21 protein-coding genes are annotated in these 23,274 nt (G+C 65.4%); 12 read left to right on the forward strand and 9 right to left on the reverse strand.

The window, feature by feature from the left end; genetic code table 11:
• Window positions 1-171 precede the first annotated feature (171 nt).
• Window positions 172-978 carry an N-acyl homoserine lactonase family protein gene (locus tag JQ633_RS04515; RefSeq protein ID WP_211982897.1) on the forward strand — a complete coding sequence of 269 codons (807 nt, stop codon included), beginning with the start codon at window positions 172-174 and terminating at the stop codon, window positions 976-978.
• 41 nt (window positions 979-1,019) lie between these two features.
• Window positions 1,020-1,901, forward strand: coding sequence for an NAD(P)-dependent oxidoreductase (locus JQ633_RS04520; RefSeq protein ID WP_211982899.1), 882 nt, complete (start codon window positions 1,020-1,022; stop codon window positions 1,899-1,901).
• Window positions 1,902-2,045: 144 nt separating this feature from the next.
• Here the strand turns inward: JQ633_RS04520 and JQ633_RS04525 are convergent, their stop codons facing one another.
• Window positions 2,046-2,606 (reverse strand): MarR family winged helix-turn-helix transcriptional regulator, encoded by a 561-nt coding sequence (locus tag JQ633_RS04525; protein ID WP_433995624.1) that lies wholly within the window; start codon window positions 2,604-2,606, stop codon window positions 2,046-2,048.
• 163 nt (window positions 2,607-2,769) lie between these two features.
• On the opposite strand from JQ633_RS04525, the gene JQ633_RS04530 reads away from it, so the two are divergent.
• The 5 genes from JQ633_RS04530 (at window position 2,770) to fahA (ending at window position 8,349) form a co-directional block, all read left to right on the forward strand.
• Complete coding sequence (locus JQ633_RS04530) at window positions 2,770-4,398, forward strand: FAD-dependent oxidoreductase (RefSeq protein ID WP_211982901.1); 1,629 nt, start codon at window positions 2,770-2,772, stop codon at window positions 4,396-4,398.
• A gap of 9 nt (window positions 4,399-4,407) precedes the next feature.
• Window positions 4,408-4,635, forward strand: a complete 228-nt coding sequence (locus JQ633_RS04535) for a DUF2783 domain-containing protein (protein ID WP_211982903.1) — start codon at window positions 4,408-4,410, stop codon at window positions 4,633-4,635.
• Between the two features lie 27 nt (window positions 4,636-4,662).
• On the forward strand, window positions 4,663-5,619 hold the full coding sequence (locus JQ633_RS04540; RefSeq protein WP_211982905.1) for an MBL fold metallo-hydrolase: 957 nt from the start codon (window positions 4,663-4,665) through the stop codon (window positions 5,617-5,619).
• 2 nt (window positions 5,620-5,621) lie between these two features.
• Complete coding sequence (gene hmgA / locus JQ633_RS04545) at window positions 5,622-6,968, forward strand: homogentisate 1,2-dioxygenase (RefSeq protein WP_211982907.1); 1,347 nt, start codon at window positions 5,622-5,624, stop codon at window positions 6,966-6,968.
• A gap of 109 nt (window positions 6,969-7,077) precedes the next feature.
• On the forward strand, window positions 7,078-8,349 hold the full coding sequence (gene fahA / locus JQ633_RS04550) for a fumarylacetoacetase (protein ID WP_211982914.1): 1,272 nt from the start codon (window positions 7,078-7,080) through the stop codon (window positions 8,347-8,349).
• A gap of 120 nt (window positions 8,350-8,469) precedes the next feature.
• Here fahA and JQ633_RS04555 read toward each other — a convergent pair whose 3' ends face one another.
• Window positions 8,470-8,781 carry a DUF1272 domain-containing protein gene (locus JQ633_RS04555; RefSeq protein WP_211982916.1) on the reverse strand — a complete coding sequence of 104 codons (312 nt, stop codon included), beginning with the start codon at window positions 8,779-8,781 and terminating at the stop codon, window positions 8,470-8,472.
• A gap of 86 nt (window positions 8,782-8,867) precedes the next feature.
• Window positions 8,868-9,341 carry an Lrp/AsnC family transcriptional regulator gene (locus JQ633_RS04560; protein WP_211982918.1) on the reverse strand — a complete coding sequence of 158 codons (474 nt, stop codon included), beginning with the start codon at window positions 9,339-9,341 and terminating at the stop codon, window positions 8,868-8,870.
• A 121-nt stretch (window positions 9,342-9,462) separates the two neighbouring features.
• Between JQ633_RS04560 and hppD the strand changes: the two genes are divergently transcribed.
• Window positions 9,463-10,581 (forward strand): 4-hydroxyphenylpyruvate dioxygenase, encoded by a 1,119-nt coding sequence (hppD, locus tag JQ633_RS04565; protein ID WP_211982920.1) that lies wholly within the window; start codon window positions 9,463-9,465, stop codon window positions 10,579-10,581.
• A gap of 166 nt (window positions 10,582-10,747) precedes the next feature.
• Here the strand turns inward: hppD and JQ633_RS04570 are convergent, their stop codons facing one another.
• From JQ633_RS04570 to JQ633_RS04585, 4 genes are all read right to left on the reverse strand, one after another.
• Window positions 10,748-11,860 (reverse strand): CaiB/BaiF CoA transferase family protein, encoded by a 1,113-nt coding sequence (locus tag JQ633_RS04570; RefSeq protein WP_211982922.1) that lies wholly within the window; start codon window positions 11,858-11,860, stop codon window positions 10,748-10,750.
• A gap of 198 nt (window positions 11,861-12,058) precedes the next feature.
• On the reverse strand, window positions 12,059-12,859 hold the full coding sequence (locus tag JQ633_RS04575) for an FAD binding domain-containing protein (RefSeq protein WP_211982924.1): 801 nt from the start codon (window positions 12,857-12,859) through the stop codon (window positions 12,059-12,061).
• A gap of 13 nt (window positions 12,860-12,872) precedes the next feature.
• Window positions 12,873-15,212, reverse strand: coding sequence for a xanthine dehydrogenase family protein molybdopterin-binding subunit (locus JQ633_RS04580; RefSeq protein ID WP_211982926.1), 2,340 nt, complete (start codon window positions 15,210-15,212; stop codon window positions 12,873-12,875).
• Window positions 15,213-15,295: 83 nt separating this feature from the next.
• Window positions 15,296-15,781 carry a (2Fe-2S)-binding protein gene (locus tag JQ633_RS04585; protein ID WP_211982928.1) on the reverse strand — a complete coding sequence of 162 codons (486 nt, stop codon included), beginning with the start codon at window positions 15,779-15,781 and terminating at the stop codon, window positions 15,296-15,298.
• Window positions 15,782-16,190: 409 nt separating this feature from the next.
• Between JQ633_RS04585 and JQ633_RS04590 the strand changes: the two genes are divergently transcribed.
• The 4 genes from JQ633_RS04590 to JQ633_RS04605 all read left to right on the forward strand — a co-directional run bounded on the left by JQ633_RS04590 (window position 16,191) and on the right by JQ633_RS04605 (window position 20,688).
• Window positions 16,191-17,906 (forward strand): PQQ-dependent dehydrogenase, methanol/ethanol family, encoded by a 1,716-nt coding sequence (locus JQ633_RS04590; RefSeq protein WP_249158827.1) that lies wholly within the window; start codon window positions 16,191-16,193, stop codon window positions 17,904-17,906.
• Window positions 17,907-17,934: 28 nt separating this feature from the next.
• The gene (locus tag JQ633_RS04595) at window positions 17,935-19,116 is read left to right on the forward strand and encodes a c-type cytochrome (protein ID WP_349631532.1); all 1,182 of its coding nucleotides are present in this window, start codon (window positions 17,935-17,937) and stop codon (window positions 19,114-19,116) included.
• Window positions 19,117-19,151: 35 nt separating this feature from the next.
• Window positions 19,152-19,832, forward strand: a complete 681-nt coding sequence (locus JQ633_RS04600) for a response regulator (protein ID WP_211982930.1) — start codon at window positions 19,152-19,154, stop codon at window positions 19,830-19,832.
• Between the two features lie 115 nt (window positions 19,833-19,947).
• Complete coding sequence (locus JQ633_RS04605) at window positions 19,948-20,688, forward strand: response regulator (RefSeq protein ID WP_211982932.1); 741 nt, start codon at window positions 19,948-19,950, stop codon at window positions 20,686-20,688.
• Here JQ633_RS04605 and JQ633_RS04610 read toward each other — a convergent pair.
• Both JQ633_RS04610 and JQ633_RS04615 read right to left on the reverse strand, forming a co-directional pair.
• Window positions 20,683-22,056: an ATP-binding response regulator gene (locus JQ633_RS04610; protein ID WP_211982934.1), complete on the reverse strand. Its 1,374-nt coding sequence runs from the start codon at window positions 22,054-22,056 to the stop codon at window positions 20,683-20,685. The two genes, JQ633_RS04605 and JQ633_RS04610, sit on opposite strands and share 6 nt — an antisense overlap.
• The gene (locus JQ633_RS04615; protein WP_211982936.1) at window positions 22,053-23,225 is read right to left on the reverse strand and encodes an FIST N-terminal domain-containing protein; all 1,173 of its coding nucleotides are present in this window, start codon (window positions 23,223-23,225) and stop codon (window positions 22,053-22,055) included. The genes JQ633_RS04610 and JQ633_RS04615 overlap by 4 nt, the downstream gene beginning before the upstream one ends.
• Window positions 23,226-23,274: the final 49 nt, after the last annotated feature.

The raw sequence follows: 23,274 nt of genomic DNA on the forward strand, positions 1-23,274 counted from the left end.
CGCATGGTGCAGGTTCCCGCAGGCGGAAAATGTGACCGGCTGCACAATGGCTGTGGCGGTTCTGGCATGCGCCCGCCGCCGGCGTTGCGCGTTTGACCTTTGCGCGCGGCGATGGCTTTGTGTCGGGCACTGGGTCACGCCGAACAAGCTTTGCAAACAAGAGCGAAACCGATGGGAAACGCCTACGAGATCTATGCCCTGCGCTATGCGACGATGTCGCCGCGCACCCCCCACATGAATTTCCTGGTGCCCGATCCGCATGACGGCGCCGCGCAGGACCTCGACTATTTCGTCTGGCTGGTCCGCGGCCACGGCCGCGAGATCCTGGTCGATACCGGCTTCAACGCCGAGGAGGCGGCGGCGCGCGCCCGCAAGTTGACGCTCAATCCGGTCGATGCGCTGGAGCGGTTCGGCGTCAGCGCCGACGCGATCCGCGAGGTCATCGTCACGCATCTGCATTACGACCATGCCGGCAATCTCGACCGCTTCCCGAACGCCCGCTTCCATCTGCAGGAGCGCGAGATGAGCTACGCCACCGGCCGCTGCATGTGCAACGGCATGCTGCGGCATCCGTTCTCGGTCGAACACGTCACGCAGATGGTGCGCCACGTCTATGGCGAGCGCGTCACCTTCCATTCCGGCGACGGCGAGGTCGCGCCGGGGATCACCGTGCATCGGGTCGGCGGCCATTCCGACGGCCTGCAGGTGGTGCGGGTCGAGACCGCGCGCGGCCCGGTCGTGCTGGCGTCCGACGCCGCGCACTACTATGCGAATCTGCAGAAGCGCAGCCCGTTCCCGATCGTCTACAATATCGGCGACATGGCGCAGGGCTGGGAGACCGTCGAGCGGCTGGCCGGCCATCCCGACCGCTTCATCCCGGGTCACGATCCGATCGTCAGCGAGATCTATCCGCGCGCCAGCGACAAGGTCGATGCGTTCGCCCTGCATCTGGCGCCGTCGCGCTCGTTCGCGAAATAGCGCCGCCGATCCATCAAGAAGCGTCAAGAAGAAGCAGCGATATGACTGACTATAAGACCCTCGGCTTCATCGGCCTCGGCGTGATGGGCGAGCCGATCTGCCGCAACCTCGTCAAGAAGAGCGGCAGGCGCGTCATCGCGTTCGACCTCGCGGCCGAGCCGTTGCAGCGGTTGCGCGGCGACGGCGCCGAGGTGGCGGCTTCGGTCGCCGATGTCATCAGGCAGAACGATCTGTTGTTCCTGTGCCTGCCCAGTGCAAAGCACGTCCGCGCGGTGTTCGAGGGTGACGGCATATTGCAAAACATCAGGAGCGGCCAGGTCGTGGTCGATCTCGGGACGTCCTCGGTGAGCCAGACCCGCGACTTCGCCGCGCAATTGCAGGCCAAGGGCGCGGCCTGGGCGGATGCACCGATCGCGCGCACGCGGCAGGCGGCGCAGGACGGCACGCTCAGCGTGATGGTCGGCGCGGCGCCTGCGCTCTACGCCGCGATCGAGCCCTTGATCCGCTGCTTCGCCACCGACGTCACCAATTGCGGCGAGGTTGGCGCCGGGCAGGTGACCAAGATCCTCAACAACATGGTGCTGTTCGAGACTGTGAACGCGCTGGCGGAAGCCGTCGCGGTGGCGAAGCATAACGGCGTCGATCCGAAGCTGTTGCTCGACACGTTGTCGAAGGGCTCGGCCGATAGCTTCGCGCTGCGCAACCACGGACTGAAGGCGATCGTGCCCGGCGTGTTTCCGGAGCGCGCGTTCTCGACCGAGTATGCGCTGAAGGATCTGTCCTACGCGCTGGAATTGGCCGCCGATGCCGGCATCAAGATCCGCGGCGCGGAGCTGATCGGGACGGTGCTGCAGGAGGCGATCGACAAGGGATCGAAGGACAATTATTTCCCGGTGATCGCAAAGCATATCGATAAGGCGTAAGTCCGAAAAAGCCGCGCACGCAAAGCTATCACCGTCACCCTGAGGAGTGCGAAGCGCGTCTCGAAGGGTCGACGGCCCCCAGCCGGGCCGTGCATCCTCCGAGGCTCGCAAGGGCTCGCGCCTCGGGATGACGGGGAGAAATAACTAATACGCGTCCTTCGCGTCGGCTTCCTCGCTGGTCTGCACCAACTCGAGGCTCTGCTCGACCTTGCCGAGCAGGCGGCCGAGATCGCGGCGCTCCTGGGCGGTGAGGCAGGACAGGATCTCCTGCTCCTTGCGCAACAGGCGCGGGATCAGTTCCTCGTAGAGCGCCTGGCCTTGCTTCGTCAGCTGCAAGCGGAATTCGCGGCGGTCGACCTCGTTCTCGACGCGCTCGACGATCTCGCGCTCCATCAGCGCCGAGACGGCGCGGCTGATCGTGGACTTATGCGTGCGGGTGCAATGCGCGATGTATTGCGCGCTGCAGGCATCGTTGCGGAAGCCGAGCGTCGCCAGCACGCGCCATTCCGGAATGTCGAGGCCATAGCGCGCCTGATATTCGCTCGACAGCGCCGACGACACCTCGGCCGCCAGCCGGTTCAAGCGGAACGGCACGAAGTGGAAGAGATCGAGGCGCTTTTTCCTCGCTGCGACGTCGTCGCGCAGCTCCGCCTCCACCGTGCCGCGCGGCCGGAGCGGGGGCTGGCTTGTGGAAGTCCTTGCCAAGAATTTCTCCAATTTGAGTTGACGGCGGGCCCGACTGGGAGTTTAAGATAGTTGCATGTGAGACTAATTTAGCAAGGTCGCGGTCCGGTCGCAAGGTCTTGATAGCAAGCCTGTCACACGAGATCGAAGGCCGGCGCCACAGGGAACATCCAGGGTTACGCGCATGGCAGACGCCCAGACGGCACAGGCCAGAACCCAGTTCGGCTATCGCCGCCATCCCGATCAGGACCGCTCGGGTGCCGCGATGGCGGAGCATCCGGTCGTCGTGGTCGGCGCCGGTCCCGTCGGCCTGTCGCTGGCGATCGACCTCGCGCAGCGCGGTCAGCGCGTGGTGCTGCTCGACGACGCGGACCGGATCGGCGAGGGCTCGCGCGCGATTTGCTTCTCGAAACGTTCGCTGGAGTTCTGGGATCGCCTCGGGGTCGGCGACCGCATGGTCGACAAGGGCGTGGTGTGGAGCGTCGGCAAGATCTTCCACGGCGCCTCGCAGCTCTATCAGTTCAACCTGCTGCCCGAGGAAGGCCACAAGCGGCCGGCCTTCATCAATTTGCAGCAGTTCTATGCTGAAGCCTATCTGGTCGACCGGGTCGAGCAATTGCCTGAGATCGACCTGCGCTGGCGCAACAAGGTGATCGCGCTGGAGAGCCGCAATGATGGCCTCGCGCTGACGATCGCAACGCCGGATGGCTCCTACCAGGTGCACGCGGCTTTCGTCGTCGCCTGCGACGGTGCGCGCTCGTCGCTGCGGCAGATGGTCGGCGCCGACTTCGCCGGCCAGGTGTTCGAGGACCAGTTCCTGATCGCCGACGTCAAGATGACTGCGGCGTTCCCGACCGAGCGCTGGTTCTGGTTCGACCCGCCGTTCCATGCCGGACGCTCGGCGCTGCTGCACAAGCAGCCGGACGATATCTGGCGCATCGACCTGCAGCTCAATCCGGATGCCGATCCAGTCGCCGAGAAGCGGCCGGAGAACGTGCGGCCGCGGATCGAGCGCATGCTTGGGCACGACAAGTTCGAGTTCGAATGGATCTCGCTCTACAAGTTCCAGTGCCGGCGGATGGCCAAGTTCATCCACGGCCGCGTGATGTTCGCCGGCGACTCCGCGCACCAGGTGTCGCCATTCGGCGCGCGCGGCGCCAATTCCGGGCTCGAGGACGCCGAGAATCTGGCGTGGAAGCTCGACCGCGTGCTGCGCGGCCTCTCGCCGGAAGGATTGCTCGAGAGCTATCACGTCGAGCGCAGCGCGGCGGCGGATGAGAACATCCGCGAGTCGACTCGTTCGACCGATTTCATGGCGCCGGTGACGCGGCAGGAGGCGCGGCTGCGTCAGGCAGTGCTGTCGCTCGCCAGGGACACCGAGTTCGGCAAGCGTATGGTCAATGGCGGCCGGCTGTCGGTGCCCTCGGTCTACGACACGCCACTGTCGACCGGGGACGGCGATAGTTGGCGCGGCGGCCCACGGCCGGGCGCCTCGATGCTGGATGCACCGGTGACGGAGCCAGGCGGCGGTTCCAGCTATCTGACCGATGTCTTCATCAAGCAGGGAACGCGCTTCACGCTGCTGGAGTTTTGCAATGGCGCGGCCGCCGATGTGCCCGAGGGCGTCGGCAGCATCCGTGTCGGTGGCGAGAATGGCTTGGTGGATGCGCAGGGCCTCGCCGGCAAGCGCTACGACGCCGAGCCGGGCACCACCTATCTGCTGCGGCCTGACGGTTATGTCGCGGCGCGCTTCCGCAAGGCGCAGCGGCCGGCGATCGATGCGGCGCTGGCGCGCGCATCCGGCGTGAATTGAGGCCTGACGATGGCGCTGTCGACCAATTCGAACTTCGCAAAGCCCGACGATGCCTTCCGCGCCGTCGTCGAGGCGCATCGCGGCCTCACCGAGGCGCAGAGCGCCGACCTCGATGCCGCGCTGGTTCTGGTGCTCGCCAATCATATCGGCGACATCGACGTGCTGCGCGAGGCGATCGCGCTGGCGAAACGGCAGATGCTGGACGCGAGCCAGCAGCAGCAACAGCAACAACAATAGCACTACGAGACGAACAGGATTGAACTGATGGCCAAGGGTTTTGCTTCGACCACGGACCTTACCGAGAAGAAGGTCACCTTCTCCGAGATCGGTACCGATCTCTATGCCTTCACCGCCGAAGGCGATCCCAACACCGCCGTGATCGTCGGCGACGACGGCTGCCTGGTGTTCGACGCGCAGGCGACGCCGGCGATGGCGAACAAGGTGATCGAGCGGGTCAAGACCGTCACCGACAAGCCGATCAAATATGTCGTGCTGTCGCACTATCACGCCGTGCGTGTGCTCGGCGCCTCTGCCTATCACGCCCAGGGCATCGTCGCTTCTCAGGAGACCTATCGGCTGATCCAGGAGCGCGGTCAGGAGGATTGGGATTCCGAATACGGCCGCTTCCCGCGCCTGTTCCAGGATGCCGCGAGCATTCCGGGCCTGACCTGGCCGACGCTGACCTTCGAGGGCGAGATGTCGATCTATCTCGGCAAGCGCGAGGTGCGGCTGATGCAGCTCGGCGCCGGCCACACCTCGGGCGACATCGTCGCCTGGGTGCCGGATGCCGAGGTGATGTTCTCGGGCGACCTCATCGAATACCACTCGGCTTGCTATTGCGGCGATGCGCATTTGCGCGAATGGCCGATGACGCTGAATGAGATCCGCGCCTTCAATCCGAAGGCGATCGCGCCGGGCCGCGGCGACGCGCTGAAGGGCCTCGCCACCGGCCGCGATGCGATCGCGATGACCCGCGATTTCGTCACCACGCTCTATGGCGCTGCCGAGTCTTCGGTCGCCAAGGGCCGCACGCTGAAGGAGTCGATGGCGGCAACGCGCGAGGTGATGGATCCGAAGTTCGCAAGCTTTGCAATCTACGAGCACTGCCTGCCGTTCAACGTTTCGCGCGCCTTTGACGAGGCGTCGGGGATCGACGACCCCGTGATCTGGACCGACAAGCGCGACCAGGAAATGTGGGCCGCCCTGCAAGGAGGAGGATAGTCATGAACATCAACACCTCGCCGGATCAGATCGTTCGCAGCACCGCGCAGGTGACGCCGGGCTACATGTCCGGCTTCGGCAACAGCTTCGAGACCGAGGCGCTGCCTGGCGCGCTGCCGATGGGGCGCAACTCGCCGCAGCGCTGCGCCTACGGGCTCTATGCCGAGCAGCTGTCCGGCTCGCCGTTCACGGCGCCGCGCGGCACCAATGAGCGCTCGTGGCTGTATCGCATCCGCCCCTCGGTGCGGCACTCCGGCCGCTTCGCCAAGGTCGATGCCGGGCTGTGGCGCACCGCGCCGTGCTACGAATACGACATGCCGATCGCGCAGCTGCGCTGGGACCCGGCGCCGATCCCGAAAGAAGACACGACCTTCCTGCAGGGCGTGCAGACCATGACCACCGCAGGCGATGCCAATACCCAGGCCGGCATGGCGGCGCATGTCTACCTGATCAACAAATCGATGGTCGACCAGCATTTCTACAATGCCGACGGCGAAATGATGTTCGTGCTGCAAGAGGGCAATCTGCGCCTCGTCACCGAGTTCGGCCGCATCGATGCCGAGCCGGGCGAGATCGTCGTGATCCCGCGCGGCGTCAAATTCCGCGTCGAGATTCCGTCCGGCCCGGCGCGCGGCTATCTCTGCGAGAATTACGGCGGCGCCTTCACGCTGCCGGAGCGCGGCCCGATCGGCGCCAATTGCCTGGCCAATTCGCGCGACTTCCTGACGCCGGTGGCCAGCTTTGAAGACAAGGACACGCCGTCCGAGCTCTACGTCAAATGGGGCGGCTCGCTGTTCAAGACCACGCTGCCGCATTCGCCGATCGACGTCGTCGCCTGGCACGGCAATTACGCGCCGTACAAATATGACCTGCGCACGTTCTCGCCGGTCGGCGCGATCGCGTTCGATCATCCCGATCCGTCGATCTTCACGGTGCTGACCTCGCCGTCCGAGACCGCGGGCACCGCCAACATCGACTTCGTGATCTTCCCGGAGCGCTGGATGGTGGCCGATAACACCTTCCGTCCGCCGTGGTACCACATGAACATCATGAGCGAGTTCATGGGCCTGATTTACGGCGTCTACGACGCCAAGCCGAAGGGTTTCGTGCCCGGCGGCATCAGCTTGCATAATTGCATGCTGCCGCACGGCCCGGACCGCGACGCGTTTGAGCACGCCAGCAACGGCGAGCTGAAGCCGGTGAAGCTGACCGGCACGATGGCCTTCATGTTCGAGACCCGCTTCCCGCAGCGCGTGACCCAGCACGCGGCGATGTCGTCGACGCTGCAGGACGACTACTCGGATTGCTGGAAGGGCCTCGAGAAGAAGTTCGATCCGAGCAAGCCGTGAATTCGTATTGGTCGTCATCGCCGGGCTTGACCCGGCGATCCATCGCACTTCGTGAAGATGGATGCCCGGGTCAAGCCCGGGCATGACGACTTTCTGATTGGAGAGATCAGTGCCCCATCCCAACGACCCCACCCTCCGCTCCTTCATCGACGTCGCGCCGACCTCGGATTTCCCGATCCAGAACCTGCCCTACGGCGTGTTCTCGTCGAAGGACGGCCTCGCGCCGCGTGTCGGCGTCGCGATCGGCGACTATGTGCTCGATCTCTGGGAGCTCGAGCAGGACTCGCGGCTCGATGTCGGGCCGCTCGGGGTGTTCTCGCAGCCGTCGCTCAACGCCTTCATGGCGCTCGGGCCGAAAGTCTGGTCGGCGACGCGGGCGCGGATCAGCGAGCTGTTGCGCTCCGATCATCCCGAGCTGCGCGACAACAGGGAATTGCGCGCGCGGGCGCTGGTGCCGATGGCCGACGTCACGCTGCACATGCCGTTCGCCGTGTCCGGCTACACCGATTTCTATTCGTCGAAGGAGCACGCCACCAATGTCGGCGTCATGTTCCGCGGCAAGGACAATGCACTGCAGCCGAACTGGCTGCACATGCCGATCGGCTACAACGGCCGCGCTTCGACCGTCGTCGTGTCGGGCACCAAGGTGCGCCGGCCGCGCGGCCAGCTGAAGCCGCCGACCGCCGAGGTGCCGAGCTTCGGCGCCTGCAAGCGGCTCGATTTCGAGCTCGAGATGGGCGTGGTGGTCGGACAGGCCTCACCGATGGGCGAGATGCTGACCGAGGAGCAGGCCGAAGCGATGATCTTCGGCTTCGTCATCCTCAACGACTGGAGCGCGCGTGATATCCAGCAGTGGGAATACGTGCCGCTCGGTCCGTTCCAGGCCAAGGCCTTTGCCACCTCGATCAGCCCGTGGGTGGTGACGCGCGAGGCGCTGGAGCCGTTCCGCCTGCCGGGCCCGGCGCAGCAACCGGAGCCGCTGGCCTATCTGAAGCAGACGCAGCCGAACAATTACGACATGCAGCTCGATGTCGGGCTGCGCGCCGGTGCGATGAACGCGGCGAAGACGATCTGCAGCACCAACTTCAAATACATGTACTGGTCGTCGGTGCAGCAACTGGTGCACCACGCCTCCAGCGGCTGCGCGATGAATGTCGGTGATCTGCTCGGCAGCGGCACGATCTCCGGCCCCGAGAAGCATCAGCGCGGCAGCCTGCTGGAGATCAGCTGGAACGGCACCGAGCCGGTCGAGCTCGCGAATGGCGTCACGCGCTCGTTTCTCGAAGACGGCGATTCGCTGGTGATGCGCGGCTGGTGCCAGGGCGACGGCTATCGCGTCGGATTTGGCGAGGTCGAGGGGACGATCGTGGCGGCGGAGTAGGCGATGTAGTCATTCCGGGGCGATGCGCAGCATCGAACCCTCAGGTGCGCAATTGCGCACCGAGAATCTCGAGATTCCGGGTCTGGTCCTTCGGACCATCCCGGAATGACGGCTGGCAAACTACCGATCCTCCGGCCTGACATCCCTCAGCCGGGCCGAATGCGCCGCACAGTCCTCGACGCTGTATTTCAGATGTACCCGCTTGTCTGACGGCGGCTGCTTGACTGCGCAGACGCCCGGCCGCCATTCCTTGGCGGGACGGATCGGCCGCGGCGCGAAGCCGCCGCCGCAGTTCGGGCAGACATTGCCGAGCTTCTGCTCGGCGCAATCCGCACAGAACGTGCATTCATACGAGCATATCCGCGCCTCGAGCGCGCTCGGCGGCAGGTCCTTGTCGCAATATTCGCAGTTCGGTCGCAGCTGCAGCGCCATGGTCGTCTCTCTTCCCGGTTCTTCACGCGATCATTTCAAATCATCGGGCCAAAGCGAATGCCGCAATTCCCTCGATTTACGCCACCCTAACCTAACGTCTTCAGCGGCAACTTCGCGCTCTCCTTCAGCCGGTCCAGCACGATCGAGGAGCGCACATGGGCCACGCTCTGGTGCGGCATCAGCACGTTGTTGATGATATCGGACAGGCTCTTCAGGTCGCGCAGGATCACCTTCAGCAGGTAATCGGCATCGCCGGTCAGCGCATAGGCGTCCTGGATGTCGTCGACGCGGTTGACCAGCTCGCGAAAGCGTTTCGCGTTGTCGGGCGAGTGGGTCGCAAGCGTGATGTGGATGAAGGCGATCAGGCCGAAGTCGAGCGCCTCGCCGGCGAGGTCGGCGTGGTAGCCCGATATCACCTTCTCCTCCTCCAGCCGCATCCGCCGCCGCGAGCATTGCGAGGCCGAGAGGCCGACCAGATCGGCGAGCTGCTGGTTGGTCAGCCGGCCGTCGTCCTGCAGGGCGGCGAGCATTTTGAGGTCGAAGGCGTCGATTTCGATCATGCGCGTACGGTCCATTTCATGCATGGATTGTGCATGATCATGCCGGATTGCGGCCTATTTTGCACGCACCTTGCGCGACAAACGGCGGAAAATCGTCCCAGACAAATCAGGGAGTTCCGCCATGGGTCCGTTTCCGCACGATGCGCCGCCGGCCACGATCGGCGCCGAGAACCCGATGGGTACCGACGGCTTCGAGTTCGTCGAGTACGCCCACCCCAATCCGCAGGAGCTGCACGCCCTGTTCAGGCTGATGGGCTTTGTCCCGGTCGCCCGCCACAGGACGAAAAAGATCACCGTCTATCGCCAGGGCGACATCAACTATCTCGTCAACGAGCAGCCCGGCACCCATGGTTTCGACTTCGTCGCCGCGCATGGCCCCTGTGCGCCGTCGATGGCGTTCCGCGTGGTTGACGCGAAGCAGGCCTACGCGCGCGCGATCTCGCTCGGCGCCGAGCCGGCGGATGCGTCGCCGACGCAGAAGACGCTGGACGTCCCCGCGATCAAGGGCATCGGCGGCAGCCTGCTCTATTTCGTCGACCGCTACGGCGCCAAGGGCTCGGCCTATGATGCCGAGTTCGAATGGCTCGGGGCGGTGAACCCGCGCCCCGCCGGCACCGGGCTCTATTACATCGATCACCTCACCCACAACGTCCATCGCGGCCGCATGGATGTGTGGACCGGCTTCTACGCCAAGCTGTTCAACTTCCGCCAGATCCGATTCTTCGACATCGAGGGCCGCGCCTCCGGCCTGTTCTCGCGCGCGCTGACCAGCCCGGACGGCAAGATCCGGATTCCGATCAACGAGGATGCGGGCGATTCCGGGCAGATCGAGGAATATCTCAACATCTATCGCGGCGAGGGCATCCAGCACATCGCCTGCGGCGCGCGCGATATCCATCGCACGGTCGAGAGCCTGCGCGGGGCCGGGCTGCCGTTCATGCCGTCACCGCCCGTCACCTATTTCGAGCGGATCGACGCCCGCCTGCCGAAGCACGGCGAAGACGTCGCGCGGCTGCAGCGCAACGGCATTTTGATCGACGGCGAGGGCGTGGTCGACGGCGGCCAGACCAAGGTGCTGCTGCAGATCTTCTCGGCCAACGCGATCGGGCCGATCTTCTTCGAATTCATCCAGCGCAAGGGCGACGACGGCTTCGGCGAAGGCAATTTCAAGGCGCTGTTCGAATCGATCGAGGAAGACCAGATCCGCCGCGGCGTGCTGAAGGCCGACCACGCGGCGTAGGTGGCAGAGCACGCCTGCGCAAAACCCACCGCTGTCGTCCCGGCGAAGGCCGGGACCCATACCGCGGAATCTTTCGAGTGTGTCAGGTGATCGTCCCGCGGTAGAGGCGTGCGTCACAACTGCGTTCGGTGGTTATGGGTCCCGGCCTTCGCCGGGACGACGGCAACTAATTCCCCGCCTTCCACGCCGCCGTCACATCGCCGATGCTCGCCAGCTCCGGCTCGCGGATCGCCGATGGCGTCCGCGAGAAGCGCGGCGCGGGGCCGGGCTGGGTGACGCCGTGGCGCTCGACGAACACGTTGCGCGCCGCCATGTGCGGATGCTTCGGGGCTTCCTCCATGGTCAGGATCGGCGCAAAGCAGATGTCGGTGCCTTCCATGATCTCGCACCAGTCGGCGCGAGACTTGGTCTTGAACACCGTCGTCAGCTTCTCCTTCAGCGCCGGCCAGGCCTTGCGGTCCATCTGCGCGTCGAAATCGGCGTCGGTGAGGTCGGCATGCTTGCGCAGCAGCGCGTAGAACTGCGGCTCGATCGAGCCGATCGAGATGAAGTTGCCGCAGGAACATTCGTAGACGCCGTAGAAATGCGCGCCGCCGTCGAGGAAGTTCTGGTCGCGGCCGCCGCTCCAGCGGCCCTGCGCGGCCATGTCGTAGAACATCGCCATTAGCGACGCCGCGCCGTCGCACATCGCGGTGTCGACGACCTGGCCCTTCCCGGACTTCTGCGCCTCCAGCAGCGCGGCGAGCACGCCGACCACGAGATAGAGCGCGCCGCCGCCGAAATCGCCGACCAGATTGAGCGGCGGCACCGGCTTCTCCTTGGTACCGATCGCGGCCAGCGCGCCTGTTATCGAGATGTAGTTGATGTCGTGGCCGGCGGCGAGCGCCAGCGGGCCTTCCTGGCCCCAGCCGGTCATGCGGCCGAACACCAGCTTCGGATTGCGCGCGAGCACGACGTCGGGGCCGAGACCGAGGCGCTCCATCACGCCGGGACGAAAGCCTTCGATCAGCGCGTCGGCGTGGCCGAGCAGCTCGAGCACCTCCGCGATCGCCGCCTTGTTTTTCAGGTCGAGCTCGATGACCTTGCGGCCGCGGGTCGCCACCGCCTTCAGATTCTTGCCGGCGCCGACGCGGTCGAGGGTGATGACCTCGGCACCCATGTCGGCCAGCAGCATGCAGGCGAATGGGCCGGGACCGATGCCGGCGAATTCGACGATGCGGAAGCCGGCGAGCGGACCCGAGGCGCGGACGGCGGATTGGGGAGCGGGCTTGTCGAGCACGTTGTTGTTCCGTTTGGTGCGGGGAATTTGGTGGCGTTTCCGATCGTCGTCAGACGGTATTCTTAATTAGCTGATTAGCTAAATTGTCTCGCCTAATGAGCGAGGTGGCAAGCGGCTTTTGCCGGTAAAATGCGAACGGCGCGCATCGCTGCGCGCCGTTCGGTAGTTGTGTTTAGACGCTATGGCCGGGCTACGGCTCTAGCCGGCGCCAGCCACCGCGCGCTGGCCCATCACCTTGACCAGGTTGGCGCGATAATCCGCCGTGCCGTGGATGTCGGCGAGCAGGCCGCTTGCCGAGATCGTCACGTTGTCGAGCGCACCCGCCGACCAGTTCGCCTTCAGCGCCTGCTCGATCGCCGGCACCCGCATCACGCCGCTCTGCGACGCGCCGGTCGCGGCGACGCGGATGTCGCCGGACTTGGTCTGGGCGACGAACACGCCGGTCAGCGCGAAGCGCGAGGCCGGATGCCGCATCTTGGCGTAGCCGGCCTTGGCCGGCACCGGGAACGAGACGGCGGTGATGATCTCGCCGTCTTCGAGCGCCGTCGTGAACAGGCCCTTGAAGAAGTCGTCGGCTGAGATCGAGCGCTTGTTGGTCTTGACCGTCGCGCCGAGCGCCAGCACCGCCGCCGGATAGTCGGCGGCCGGGTCGTTGTTGGCGAGCGAGCCGCCGATCGTGCCGCGATAACGCACGGCGGGATCGCCGATCATCGAGGCCAGATGGGCGAGCGCCGGGATCGCCTTCCGGACCGCGTCGCTCTGCGACACGTCGTAATGCGCCGTTGCCGCCTTGATGGTCACGGTGTCGCCGGACACGTCGATGCCGATCAACTCCTGCAGCTTGGAGAGATCGACGACGTCGGAGGGCGAAGCGAGCCGCTGCTTCATCACCGGGAGCAGGGTCTGCCCGCCGGCGAGGAATTTCGACTCGCTGCCCTTGGCGAAGGTGGCCGCGGCGTCCGCGACCGAGGAAGCGCGATGATAATTGGTCTCGTACATGGCTCTGCCTCCCTCAACCGTGAATGGCGTGCCAGACGCGATCGGGCGTCGCCGGCATTTCCAGCTTGTTGTTACCGATCGCGTCCGTGATCGCGTTGATCACGGCCGCGGAGGCGCCGATCGCGCCGGCCTCGCCACAGCCCTTGACGCCGAGCGGGTTGCCCGGACACAGCGTCGTGGTGTGGGAGAGCTGAAACGACGGCAGGTCGTCGGCGCGCGGCATGGTGTAGTCCATGAACGACGCGGTCACGAGCTGACCGGTGCCGTCATAGACCACGCCTTCGAGCAGCGCCTGCCCGATGCCCTGGGCAAGGCCGCCATGGACCTGGCCCTCGACGATCATCGGGTTGATCAGCCGGCCGAAATCGTCGGCCGCGACGAAGTTGACGAAGGAGGTCTTGCCGGTGCCGGGGTCGACCTCGAGCTCGCAGATATACGCGCCGGCCGGGAAGGTGAAGTTGGTCGGGTCGTAGAACGCCGTCTCCTTCAATCCGGGCTCCATGCCGTCGGGCAGGTTGTGCGCGGTGTAGGCCGCGAGCGCGACCATCGGCAGCGCGATCGACTTGTCGGTGCCGGTGACCTTGAACTCGCCGTTCTCGATCACGATGTCGCTCTCGGATGCCTCGAGTGCGTGGGCCGCGATCTTCTTGGCCTTGGCCTCGACCTTCTCCATCGCCTTCACGATTGCCGTGCCACCGACCGCGAGCGAGCGCGAGCCGTAGGTGCCCATGCCGAACTGCACCTTGTCGGTGTCGCCATGGACGATCGAGACCTGGCTGATCGGCACGCCGAGACGCTCGGCGATGATCTGGCAGAACGTCGTCTCATGGCCCTGGCCGTGGCTGTGCGATCCGGTGAGCACCTCGATGGTGCCGACCGGATTGACGCGGATTTCCGCGGACTCCCACAGGCCGACGCCGGCCCCTAAGCTGCCGACCGCCTTCGACGGCGCAATGCCGCAGGCCTCGATGTAGCAGGACACGCCGATGCCGCGCAGCTTGCCGTCGGCCTTGGCTTTGGCCTTGCGGGCCGGGAAGCCGGCATAGTCGATCGCCTTCATCGCGGCGTCGATCGAGGCGTGGAAGTCGCCGATGTCATAGGCCATGATCACGGGCGTCTGATACGGGAACGTCGTGATGAAGTTCCGCTTGCGCAGCTCGGCCGGATCGACCTTCAACTGCCGCGCCGCGGTCTCCATCATCCGCTCGATCAGATAGCTCGCCTCGGGACGGCCGGCGCCGCGATAGGCGTCGACCGGCGTCGTGTTGGTGTAGACGCCGATCACCTCGGCATAGATCGCCGGAATGACGTACTGGCCCGACAGCAGCGTCGCGTACAGATACGTCGGCACCGCCGAGGAGAACAGCGACATATAGGCGCCGAAATTGGCGTGGGTCTTGACCCGAAGTCCAAGGATCTTGTTGTCCTTGTCGAACGCCATCTCCGCCTTCGAGACATGGTCACGGCCATGCGCATCGGTGAGGAAGGCTTCGGAGCGGTCGCCGGTCCACTTCACTGGACGGTTGACCTTCTTCGATGCCCACAGCGCCACCATCTCTTCCGGATAGATGTAGATCTTGGAGCCGAAGCCGCCGCCGACGTCGGGCGCGATCACGCGCAGCTTGTGCTCGGGCGCGATGTTGTAGAACGCCGACAGCACGAGGCGGGCGACGTGCGGGTTCTGCGAGGTGGTGTAGAGCGTGTAGTGCTCCTCGGCCTGGTCGTAATGCGCGACGGCCGCGCGCGGCTCCATCGCGTTCGGCACCAGGCGGTTGTTGGTGAGGTCCAGCGTCACCACATTGGCGGCCTTGCTGAACGCGTCCTTGACTGCTGCCTCGTCGCCGAGATGCCAATCATAGACGATGTTGCCGGGAGCTTCGGGGTGCAGCTGCGCCGCGCCGGAAGCGATCGCGGCCTTGATGTCCGGCACCGCCGGCAGCTCTTCGTAATTGACGACGACCGCTTCGGCAGCGTCCTTGGCCTGGTTCTTGGTCTCGGCGATCACGACCGCGACCGCCTGGCCTACGAAGCGCACGGTCTCCGGCGCCATCGCCGGCCACGCGCCCATCTTCATCGGCGAGCCGTCCTTCGAGGTGATCGCCCAGCCGCAGATCAGATTGCCGACCTTGTCGTCGACGATCTGCTGCCCGGTCAGCACCGCGATCACGCCGGGCATCTTCATGGCCTCGGCTGAATCGATGCCCTTGACCTTGGCATGCGCGTGCGGGCTGCGGATGAAGTGAGCGTAACTCATGCCCACCATCTTGACGTCGTCGACGTATTTGCCTTGTCCGGTGATGAACCGGCGGTCTTCCTTGCGCACGACGCGTGCGCCAATTCCTTCAACACCCATTGTATGATCCTCCCGACCGGAGATTTCGAATGCCGCCGTTTCCATCGAGACCGGCGGTGATGAGCTTGATCGTGTGCGGTCCGCTATTCGGCGGCCTGCGACACCTGCATGCGGCCGGCGGCATCGAGCACGGCCTTGACGATGTTGTGGTACCCGGTGCAGCGGCAGATATTGCCTTCGAGCTCGTGCCGGACCGTTTCCTCGTCGAGCTTGCCGCCGTGGCGGTGCACGATGTCGACCGCGGACATGATCATGCCGGGGGTGCAATAGCCGCACTGCAGGCCGTGATTGTCGCGGAAGGCGGCCTGCATCGGGTGCAGCTCGTCGCCCTTGGCGAGGCCTTCGATCGTGGTGACGTTCGAGCCGGCGGCCTGGCCGGCCAGCATGGTGCAGGACTTGACCGCACGTCCATCGACATGGACGACACAGGCACCGCACTGGCTGGTATCGCAGCCGACATGGGTGCCGGTCAGGTTCAGATTTTCGCGCAACAGATGCACGAGGAGGGTCCGGTCCTCAACGTCGACCGAGACCGCCCTGCCGTTTACCGTCAGTTTGACTGTAGACACGCGTTCCTCCCAACTCTCAATTATTGGCCCACTACAGCACGCTTCATCGGGGACGTAACCGCGATCAAAGTCGTAGTCGCGGTCTTGTCATGAAGGCGCGCCGGGCTTGTGCCTTCGATCCTAGCAGCCGGCCATTGAATGGGCAATTTGCAAGCTGACGCAAGGCCGCTGCGGCGCGGCGAAATAGCGTCCGCGTGCGAGGTTTGACGTCGATCCGGCGCGCTTTCGGTATGCCGGAATCGCCCCGCGCGTCCGCTACTACCTTCCGCCTATAACGAGCAAAAAGCGTTGCTGTCATTTTCGTCGCCGACGCAGCGACGGAAGATCGCGTGTTCACGAATTTGGGTAGAGAGCCGCGCGCGCGATGCATGCATCGCGGCAACGAAACCATTTTGCCTGGAGGAAACAGATGAAGCTGAGAAGCGGGATTTTCTTTGCCGGCGTATCGCTGGCTGCCATGCTGATGGCGGGTATCGGGCCGTCGAAGGCCAACGATACCGTCGCGAAGGCGGTGTCCGATCCGAACGGGTGGGCGATCGCGGGCCATGACTACGGCAACACGCGGTTCAGCGGCCTGAAGCAGATCAATGCCGAGAATGTCGGCAAGCTGCAGCTGGTATACTCGCTGTCGCTGGCTTCGCTCCGCTCCAACGAAGCCTCGCCGGTCGTGATCGGCAAGACGCTCTACGTCTCGACCTCCTGGGGGCCGAAATACGTCTACGCGGTCGATGCCGCCACCGGTGCCCGTAAATGGACCTGGCAGCCGGATATCCCCGATGACGTGCTCCAATACGCCTGCTGCGACGTCAACAGCCGCGGCGTCTCCTATGCCGACGGCAAGATCTTCGTCGGCCGGCTCGACGGCAAGCTGACCGCGCTCGATGCCGAGACCGGCAAGGAGCTGTGGACCTCGACCGTGGTCGACTACAAGCAGGGCTCGGTGATCACCTCGCCGCCGCTGATCGTCCGCGACAAGGTCATCACCGGCTTCGGCGGCGGCGAATACGGCGTCCGCGGCGCGCTGCAGGCGTTCTCGCTCAAGGACGGCAAGCTGCTGTGGCAGACCTACACCGTGCCGGCGCCCGGCGAACCCGGCAGCGACACCTGGAAGGGCGACACCGGCCTGCATGGCGGCGGCGCCGCCTGGCTGGTCGGCTCCTACGACGCCAAGAGCGACACGGTGTATTGGGGCACCAGCAACCCGGGTCCGTGGAATACCGCGGTGCGCTCCACCGGCGACGGCAATTTCGGCAAATTGACCAACCTCTATACGGCGTCGACGCTCGCGATCGATCCCAACGATGGCAAGATCAAGTGGCACATCCAGGGCACGCCGGCCGACGCCTGGGACTATGACGGCGTCAACGAGCTGCTGCTCGCCGACCTCAAGATCAAGGGTTCGGACACGCCGGTCCTGATGAAGGCCGACCGCAACGGCTTCTTCTTCGTCGCCAACCGCGAGACCGGCAAGATGATATCGGCCGAGAAGTATGTCTTCGCCAACTGGGCCAAGAAGTGGGACATCAACACGATGCGCGCCGAGGAGGATCCGGACAAGCGCCCCGGTCCCGGCCATCCCGCCAAGGACATCTGCCCGAATCTGATCGGCGGCAAGAATTGGCAGCCGATGTCGTTCAACCCGCAGACCGGCCTCGTCTACATCCCGACCAACAATGTCTGCATGGACTGGTCAGTCAGCGACGTGAACTACAAGCGCGGCGTGTTCTATCTCGGCGCCGAATTCCCGACCAAGGAAGGTCCGGGCGGCTTCCTCGGCGAACTCGTGGCCTGGGATCCGGTCGCCAACAAGAAGGTCTGGAGCATCAAGGAAGACCTGCCCTTCAACGGCGGCACGCTGACGACCGGCGGCAATTTGGTGTTCTCCGGCAATCTGCATGGCGACTTCCGCGCCATCGACGCCAAGAACGGCAAGGTGCTGTGGAGCAAGAACCTCGGCAGCGGCATCGGCGCGGGTCCGGTGACCTACTCGGTCGACGGCAAGCAGTATGTCGCGATCGTGGTCGGACGCACCGCGGCGCTGCCCGCCTTCCTCGGCGACATCGGCAAGAAGATGGTCGCCGCGGCGCCCGAGGGCGGCTCGCTGTTCGTGTTCGCCCTGCAGTAACGATCCTCGAACGGAGGCAGCATTGACCGTGACTTGCATCGCCCGAAACGAATTGCGCACCCCCTCGCGCAACATGCGGTTGGACCATGTGATCCGGACCGTGCTGCTCTCCACCCTGCTGATGGCGCCGGCATTGCCGGCCGGCGCCGAAGCGACAAAGCCGCTGCGGCTCTGCGCCGATCCGACCAATCTGCCGTTCTCGAGCGACGATCCGGCGAGGCCCGGGCTCTACCTCGAGATCGGCCAGGCCGTGGGCGCAAAGCTCGGCCGCGCCGTGACCTACAATTGGTACAAGTCGTATTTCGGCAAGCGCACCGTCCGCGAAACGCTGCTCGGCAAGCAGTGCGATGCCATGGTCGGCCTGCCGCTGGCCGACGATTTCATGGGCCCGGTGGTGATCTTCTCGAAGCCGATCGCGCATGAAGGCTACGCGCTGGTCGGTGCGAAGGATCGCAAGCTTGCCGGCATCGACGATCTGAAGGGACTGCGCGTCGCTTTGCAGTACCAGTCGACGCCGCAGAACCTGCTCGCCTCGCGCGACGAGATCTCGAAGGTCACCGTGCTCAGCCCGGACGAGGGCATGGCGGCGCTCGACCAGGGCAAGGCCGACGTCGCCTTCATCTGGGCGCCGGTGGCGGGCTGGCTCAACAGGACCGCTTATGGCGACAAATATCAGGTGGTGTCGACCGAAGGCGACGGGCTGCTCTGGCCGACCGCGATCGGCTTCGCCAAGGGATCTGGCGCACTGCGCGACGAGGTCGATGCGGTGCTGCCGTCGCTGCAGGCGGATATAGCCGCGCTGTTCGCCAAATATGGCGTGCCGAACGGAGCGCCGGTGAAGTTCGGTGAGGCCGGTCAGGCGACGTCGTCAGTCGGAGCAAGGGAACCCGTCACCGTGGGGCAGGCTGCGGCCGACAAGCCGGTGCAGACCGCCGCCGTGACCGGGGACACCAAAGCGGGGCGCGAAATCTTCAACGGCACCTGCGCGCATTGCCACGGCCCGGACGCGGTGCAGGCCGAACGCAAGATCGACCTCAGGCTGCTGAGGAAGCGCTACGCCGACGAGATGGAACAGACCTACTGGAAGACGGTTCATGACGGCCGGCCCGCCAAGGGGATGCCGGCGTGGAAGGACGTTTTCAGCGACGATGAGCTCAAAAACGTATATGCCTATCTGCAGACGGTGCAGGAGGCCGGCGGGTCGAACTAGCCGCGGGGAGCATCAACATCGCTGCGAGGCCGCTCATGATGGGCTTCCTGATCATCGACGATCATCCCCTGTTCGGGGAGGCGCTCGGCAATGCCATCCGGATCTCGCATCCGGATGCGCGCATCTTCGAGGCGACCTCGATCAAGGGCGCGCTCGGCATTCTCGCCACCGAACCGAATATCGATCTGGCGCTGCTCGATCTGCTGCTGCCCGATGTCGTCGGCTTCTCGGGCTTCCAGAAGCTGCGCGACCGCTATCCGCGGCTGCCGATCGCGATCGTGTCGAGCGAGGAGGACAAGCATACGATCCGCGAGGCGCTGGAGATGGGCGCAGTCGGATACTTGCCGAAATCGACCTCGCTCGGCGAACTGTCGCAGGCGATCGCGCGGGTGCTCAGCGGCTCGGTGTCGGCGCCGCGCGATTTCGTCGCGGTCGGCGCGCTCGAGCAGTCGGAGACGGCGCGTACGCTGCGTGAGCGGGTGCAGAAGCTGACCCCGCAGCAGATCCGCGTCCTGCATCTGATCACCCGTGGTTTGCAGAACCGCGAGATCGCCGCCGAGCTGAAGCTCGCCGAGTCCACGGTGAAGGCGCATGTCACCGAGATCCTGCGCAAGCTGAAGCTGTTCAGCCGCAACAAGGCGATCATCGAGCTCAGCAAGATTCCGCTTCCCGTTCCCGAAACCTGCCCGACTGTGAAGTCGGACAAGGCGTCCTAGTTTGCTGCGTTGCAAGGCGAGCACGGCAAGCCTCGCCTATAGGCCGCATCCGCCCTTTGCGTTAACGTCGTCCCGCACTGGCTGTCATGAACGATCGGGAGAGGACTGCACAGCGTTGACCACAACCGCGTCCGTGGCGGACCAGCCGCCGGTCAGCAAGGAGGGTGCCCCTCGGCTGCTCATCGTCGAGGATCACCCGCTGTTCCGCGCCGCTTTGGTCGGTGTGATCAGCGCGGAATTTCCGGATGCCGAGGTGCTGCAGGCGACCTCGATCGACGCCGCGCTCGACCTGATCGCCGCGCGCGACAATCCCGATTTGATCCTGCTCGACCTCTCGATGCCCGGGACCACGGGCCTGCTGGGCGCCTACCGGGTGCGCGCCGCGGCGCCGCGCAGCGCCCTCGTCATCGTCTCTGCGCATGACGATTCGCGGATCGTCGGCAGCGCGATCGCGCTCGGCATCTCCGGCTATATCCCGAAGTCGACGCCGAAGGCCGAGCTGGCGCAGCTGCTGCGCGGCATTCTGGGTGGCGATGTCAGCCTGCCCAAGCGCTTCCCGGATGCGGCCGCCGCCCGCAAGGGCCAGGCCGACACAAAAGACCTGCTCCGGCACCTCGGCCAGATGACCGCGCAGCAGCTGCGCGTGCTCGACATGATCTGCCGCGGGCTGCAGAACAAGCACATCGCCTATGAGCTGGATATTTCGGTGACGACCGTGAAGGTCCATGTCTCGGAGATCCTGCGCAAGCTCGACGTGCGCAGCCGGACCGAGGCCATCATCGCGCTGTCGAAGCTCGACTTCGGCAAGCAGGACCACGCCGCCGTGACGCCGCCGGCGCGCGAGAGCGGATCATAGCCGCCCCGCCGGCTGCTCGGCCGCGAGCAGGAACGACAGCAGCGAGCGCATCTCGGCCGGCTTGATCGGCTTCTTCAGCAATTCATGGCCGAAGGCCGCCACGTCGGAAGCGGCCTTGGCGGAATAGTCGGCGGTGACGATGATCGCCGGGACTGACGTCCTGATGGCGCCGCGGATCACGTCGACGGCCTCGATCCCGGTCTCGCCATTGTCGAGGTGAAGGTCGGCGATGATGGCGTCGGGAATGCCGTCCAGCGCGCGGATGCGCTCCAGCGCTTCGGTCTGCGAGATCGTCACCGCGACATCGCAGCCCCACTTCTCGAGCAGGCTGGCAAGACCCTCCGCGCTCGACAGGTCGTTCTCGATCAAGAGGATCTTCGCACCCTGCATGCCGCCATAGCGATGGTCGACGCTGGCCTCTTCGCGTGCCGGGATCGCGACCGGGACGGCGGAGCGGGGCACGGTGACCGAGAACACCGAGCCCTTGCCCGGCCGCGACGTCAGGCGGATGTCGTGGCCCAGCACATCGGCAAACCGGCGCACGATCGAGAGGCCGAGCCCGATGCCGGCGGTGTCGCCGGCGCTGGCCTCGCCGCGCTGGAATTCGACGAAGATCGCCTCGCGCTGGGTTTCGGGGATGCCGGGGCCGGTGTCGTGCACCTCGATGCAGATATCGTCGCCGCTGAAGCGGCATCCCATCAGCACGCTGCCGCGCTGGGTGTAGCGCAACGCGTTGGCGAGCAGGTTCTGCAGGATCCGCCGCAGCATCAGCGGGTCGGACTGAACCGCGACAGACGACGGCATGATCGTCAGCGCAAGATTGCGCTTGGCCGCGATCGGGCTGAATTCCTGCTGCAGGGCCTCGAACAGCGCGGCGATCGCCACCGGGCCGAATTCGGGCTTGAGCACGCCCGCATCGAGCTTGGAGATGTCGAGCAGCGTGCGCAGCATGTCCTCGAGCGTCGCCAGCGAGCGGTCGATCTGGTCGGTCAGCGCAACGCCCTTCGGCTCAGCCACCATCTCGGTCAGCGCCGACAGCGTCAGCCGCGCCGCGTTCAGCGGCTGCAGCAGATCGTGGGTGACGGAGACCAGCACCGACGACTTCAGCGAGCTGGCCGCCTCGGCCTGCTGCTTGGCCTGCAGCAGGCGGCCATTGGTCTTTTCCAACGATTGCAGCACCTGCTTGAGCTGCTGGGTGCGGTCGCGTACCTGGTGATCGAGCGCGATCGCGGTCTCGAACAGCGAGAACGCGTTGAGCTGCTGGTCGGTCGAGCGCTCGACCCGCGACATCAGCGCCGCGTTGATCTTGCGCAGCTTCTCGGCCTCGCGCTCGAGCGTTGTGATCCGGCTGGTGCCCTTGTCGGTCATTTCGGAGCGACAGCCCGCTTGCCGATGGCGACGCCGGTCAGCGTCTGATTGACGTGCATGGAGCGATACTGCTCGCCATAGGTCTGAAAGCCAATCACATTGTTGCGGCGATACAGCTCCGACATCTCGCGCGACAGCTGGTGCTGCTCGACATCGAGCCGCCGCAGCACGCATTCGAAGCCGATGAACGCCGCGACCTCGCCGAGGTCGTCGGTGATCTCCTTGAGCAGCTCGCTGGTGGCGTCGACCGGATTGCGCTCGCGAGCCACCGTCAGCACCATGCCCTCGTCGATGGCGCAGAAGAATTGCAGCGAGCCGTCCGGGTTGGTGCGCTGGATCGAGCGCGCGTAATAGGCGCCGCCGACGCGGACCAGCAACGGATGGGCGGCGAAGGAAAACAGCTCGAGCTTGCTGTCGCTCAGGCCCACCGCGCGCGAATATTCCAGCGCCGCGGGTTCGGCGTTGATCTCCTTGACGATCCGCCGCTCGATATCGGCCTCGGTCACGACCATCTTGGTCGCGGTCGGCTCGAAATGGTCGCATTTGAACAGCCGGAACGGCAGCCGGGTCCGGATCAGGATCACGACGGCGGCATCGGTGTAGGCCTTGCCGCCGTGGAAGACCCAGGATTTCTCGAAGCGCAGGCCGTCGCCGGCCGAGCCGCCAACGATCGGAATGTCGCCCAGCGAGGCGTAGATCGCCGACATGATGGTCTCTTCGCGCTGGCACATCCCGTCGATGAACAGCAGCCCGAAGGAATCGTCGGCAGGGTCGCAATGCTCGGTGCGCTGCGCGAACTCCTGCTGCAATTCGGTGCAGATCGAGCGGCCGTGCTCGACCCGGAACGTCGCGAGCTCGAACAGCGGGCGGGCCGCGATCACGAAGTCGGCTGCGCTGAAGCCCAGCGCGACAACGCTGTCCTCGTCCCAGCCGGCCGGCGCGAGCTCGCCGGCGGTCGAGCAGCCGAAGATCGGGACATCGGGCATCAGGCGCGACAGTTCGGCGATGAAGATCGCGGGATCGTAGAACGGCGACACGAACACGGTGATCATCGCCAGCTTGGCCTCGGCCAACTGGCGCGCGATCTCGGCCGCGGCCTCAAGCGGTCCGTCGGTCTTCGCCTGCGCCACGACGATACTGTCGGCGGCGCCGCCGTTCTTCTCCGCCAAGGGCCTTCTCCCAGACCGGGTCACTTTATTCTTGGCACGGGCAGACCCG

Origin of the sequence: Bradyrhizobium tropiciagri (assembly GCF_018130505.1) — a bacterium.
In the GTDB taxonomy this organism is placed as follows: domain Bacteria; phylum Pseudomonadota; class Alphaproteobacteria; order Rhizobiales; family Xanthobacteraceae; genus Bradyrhizobium; species Bradyrhizobium tropiciagri_B.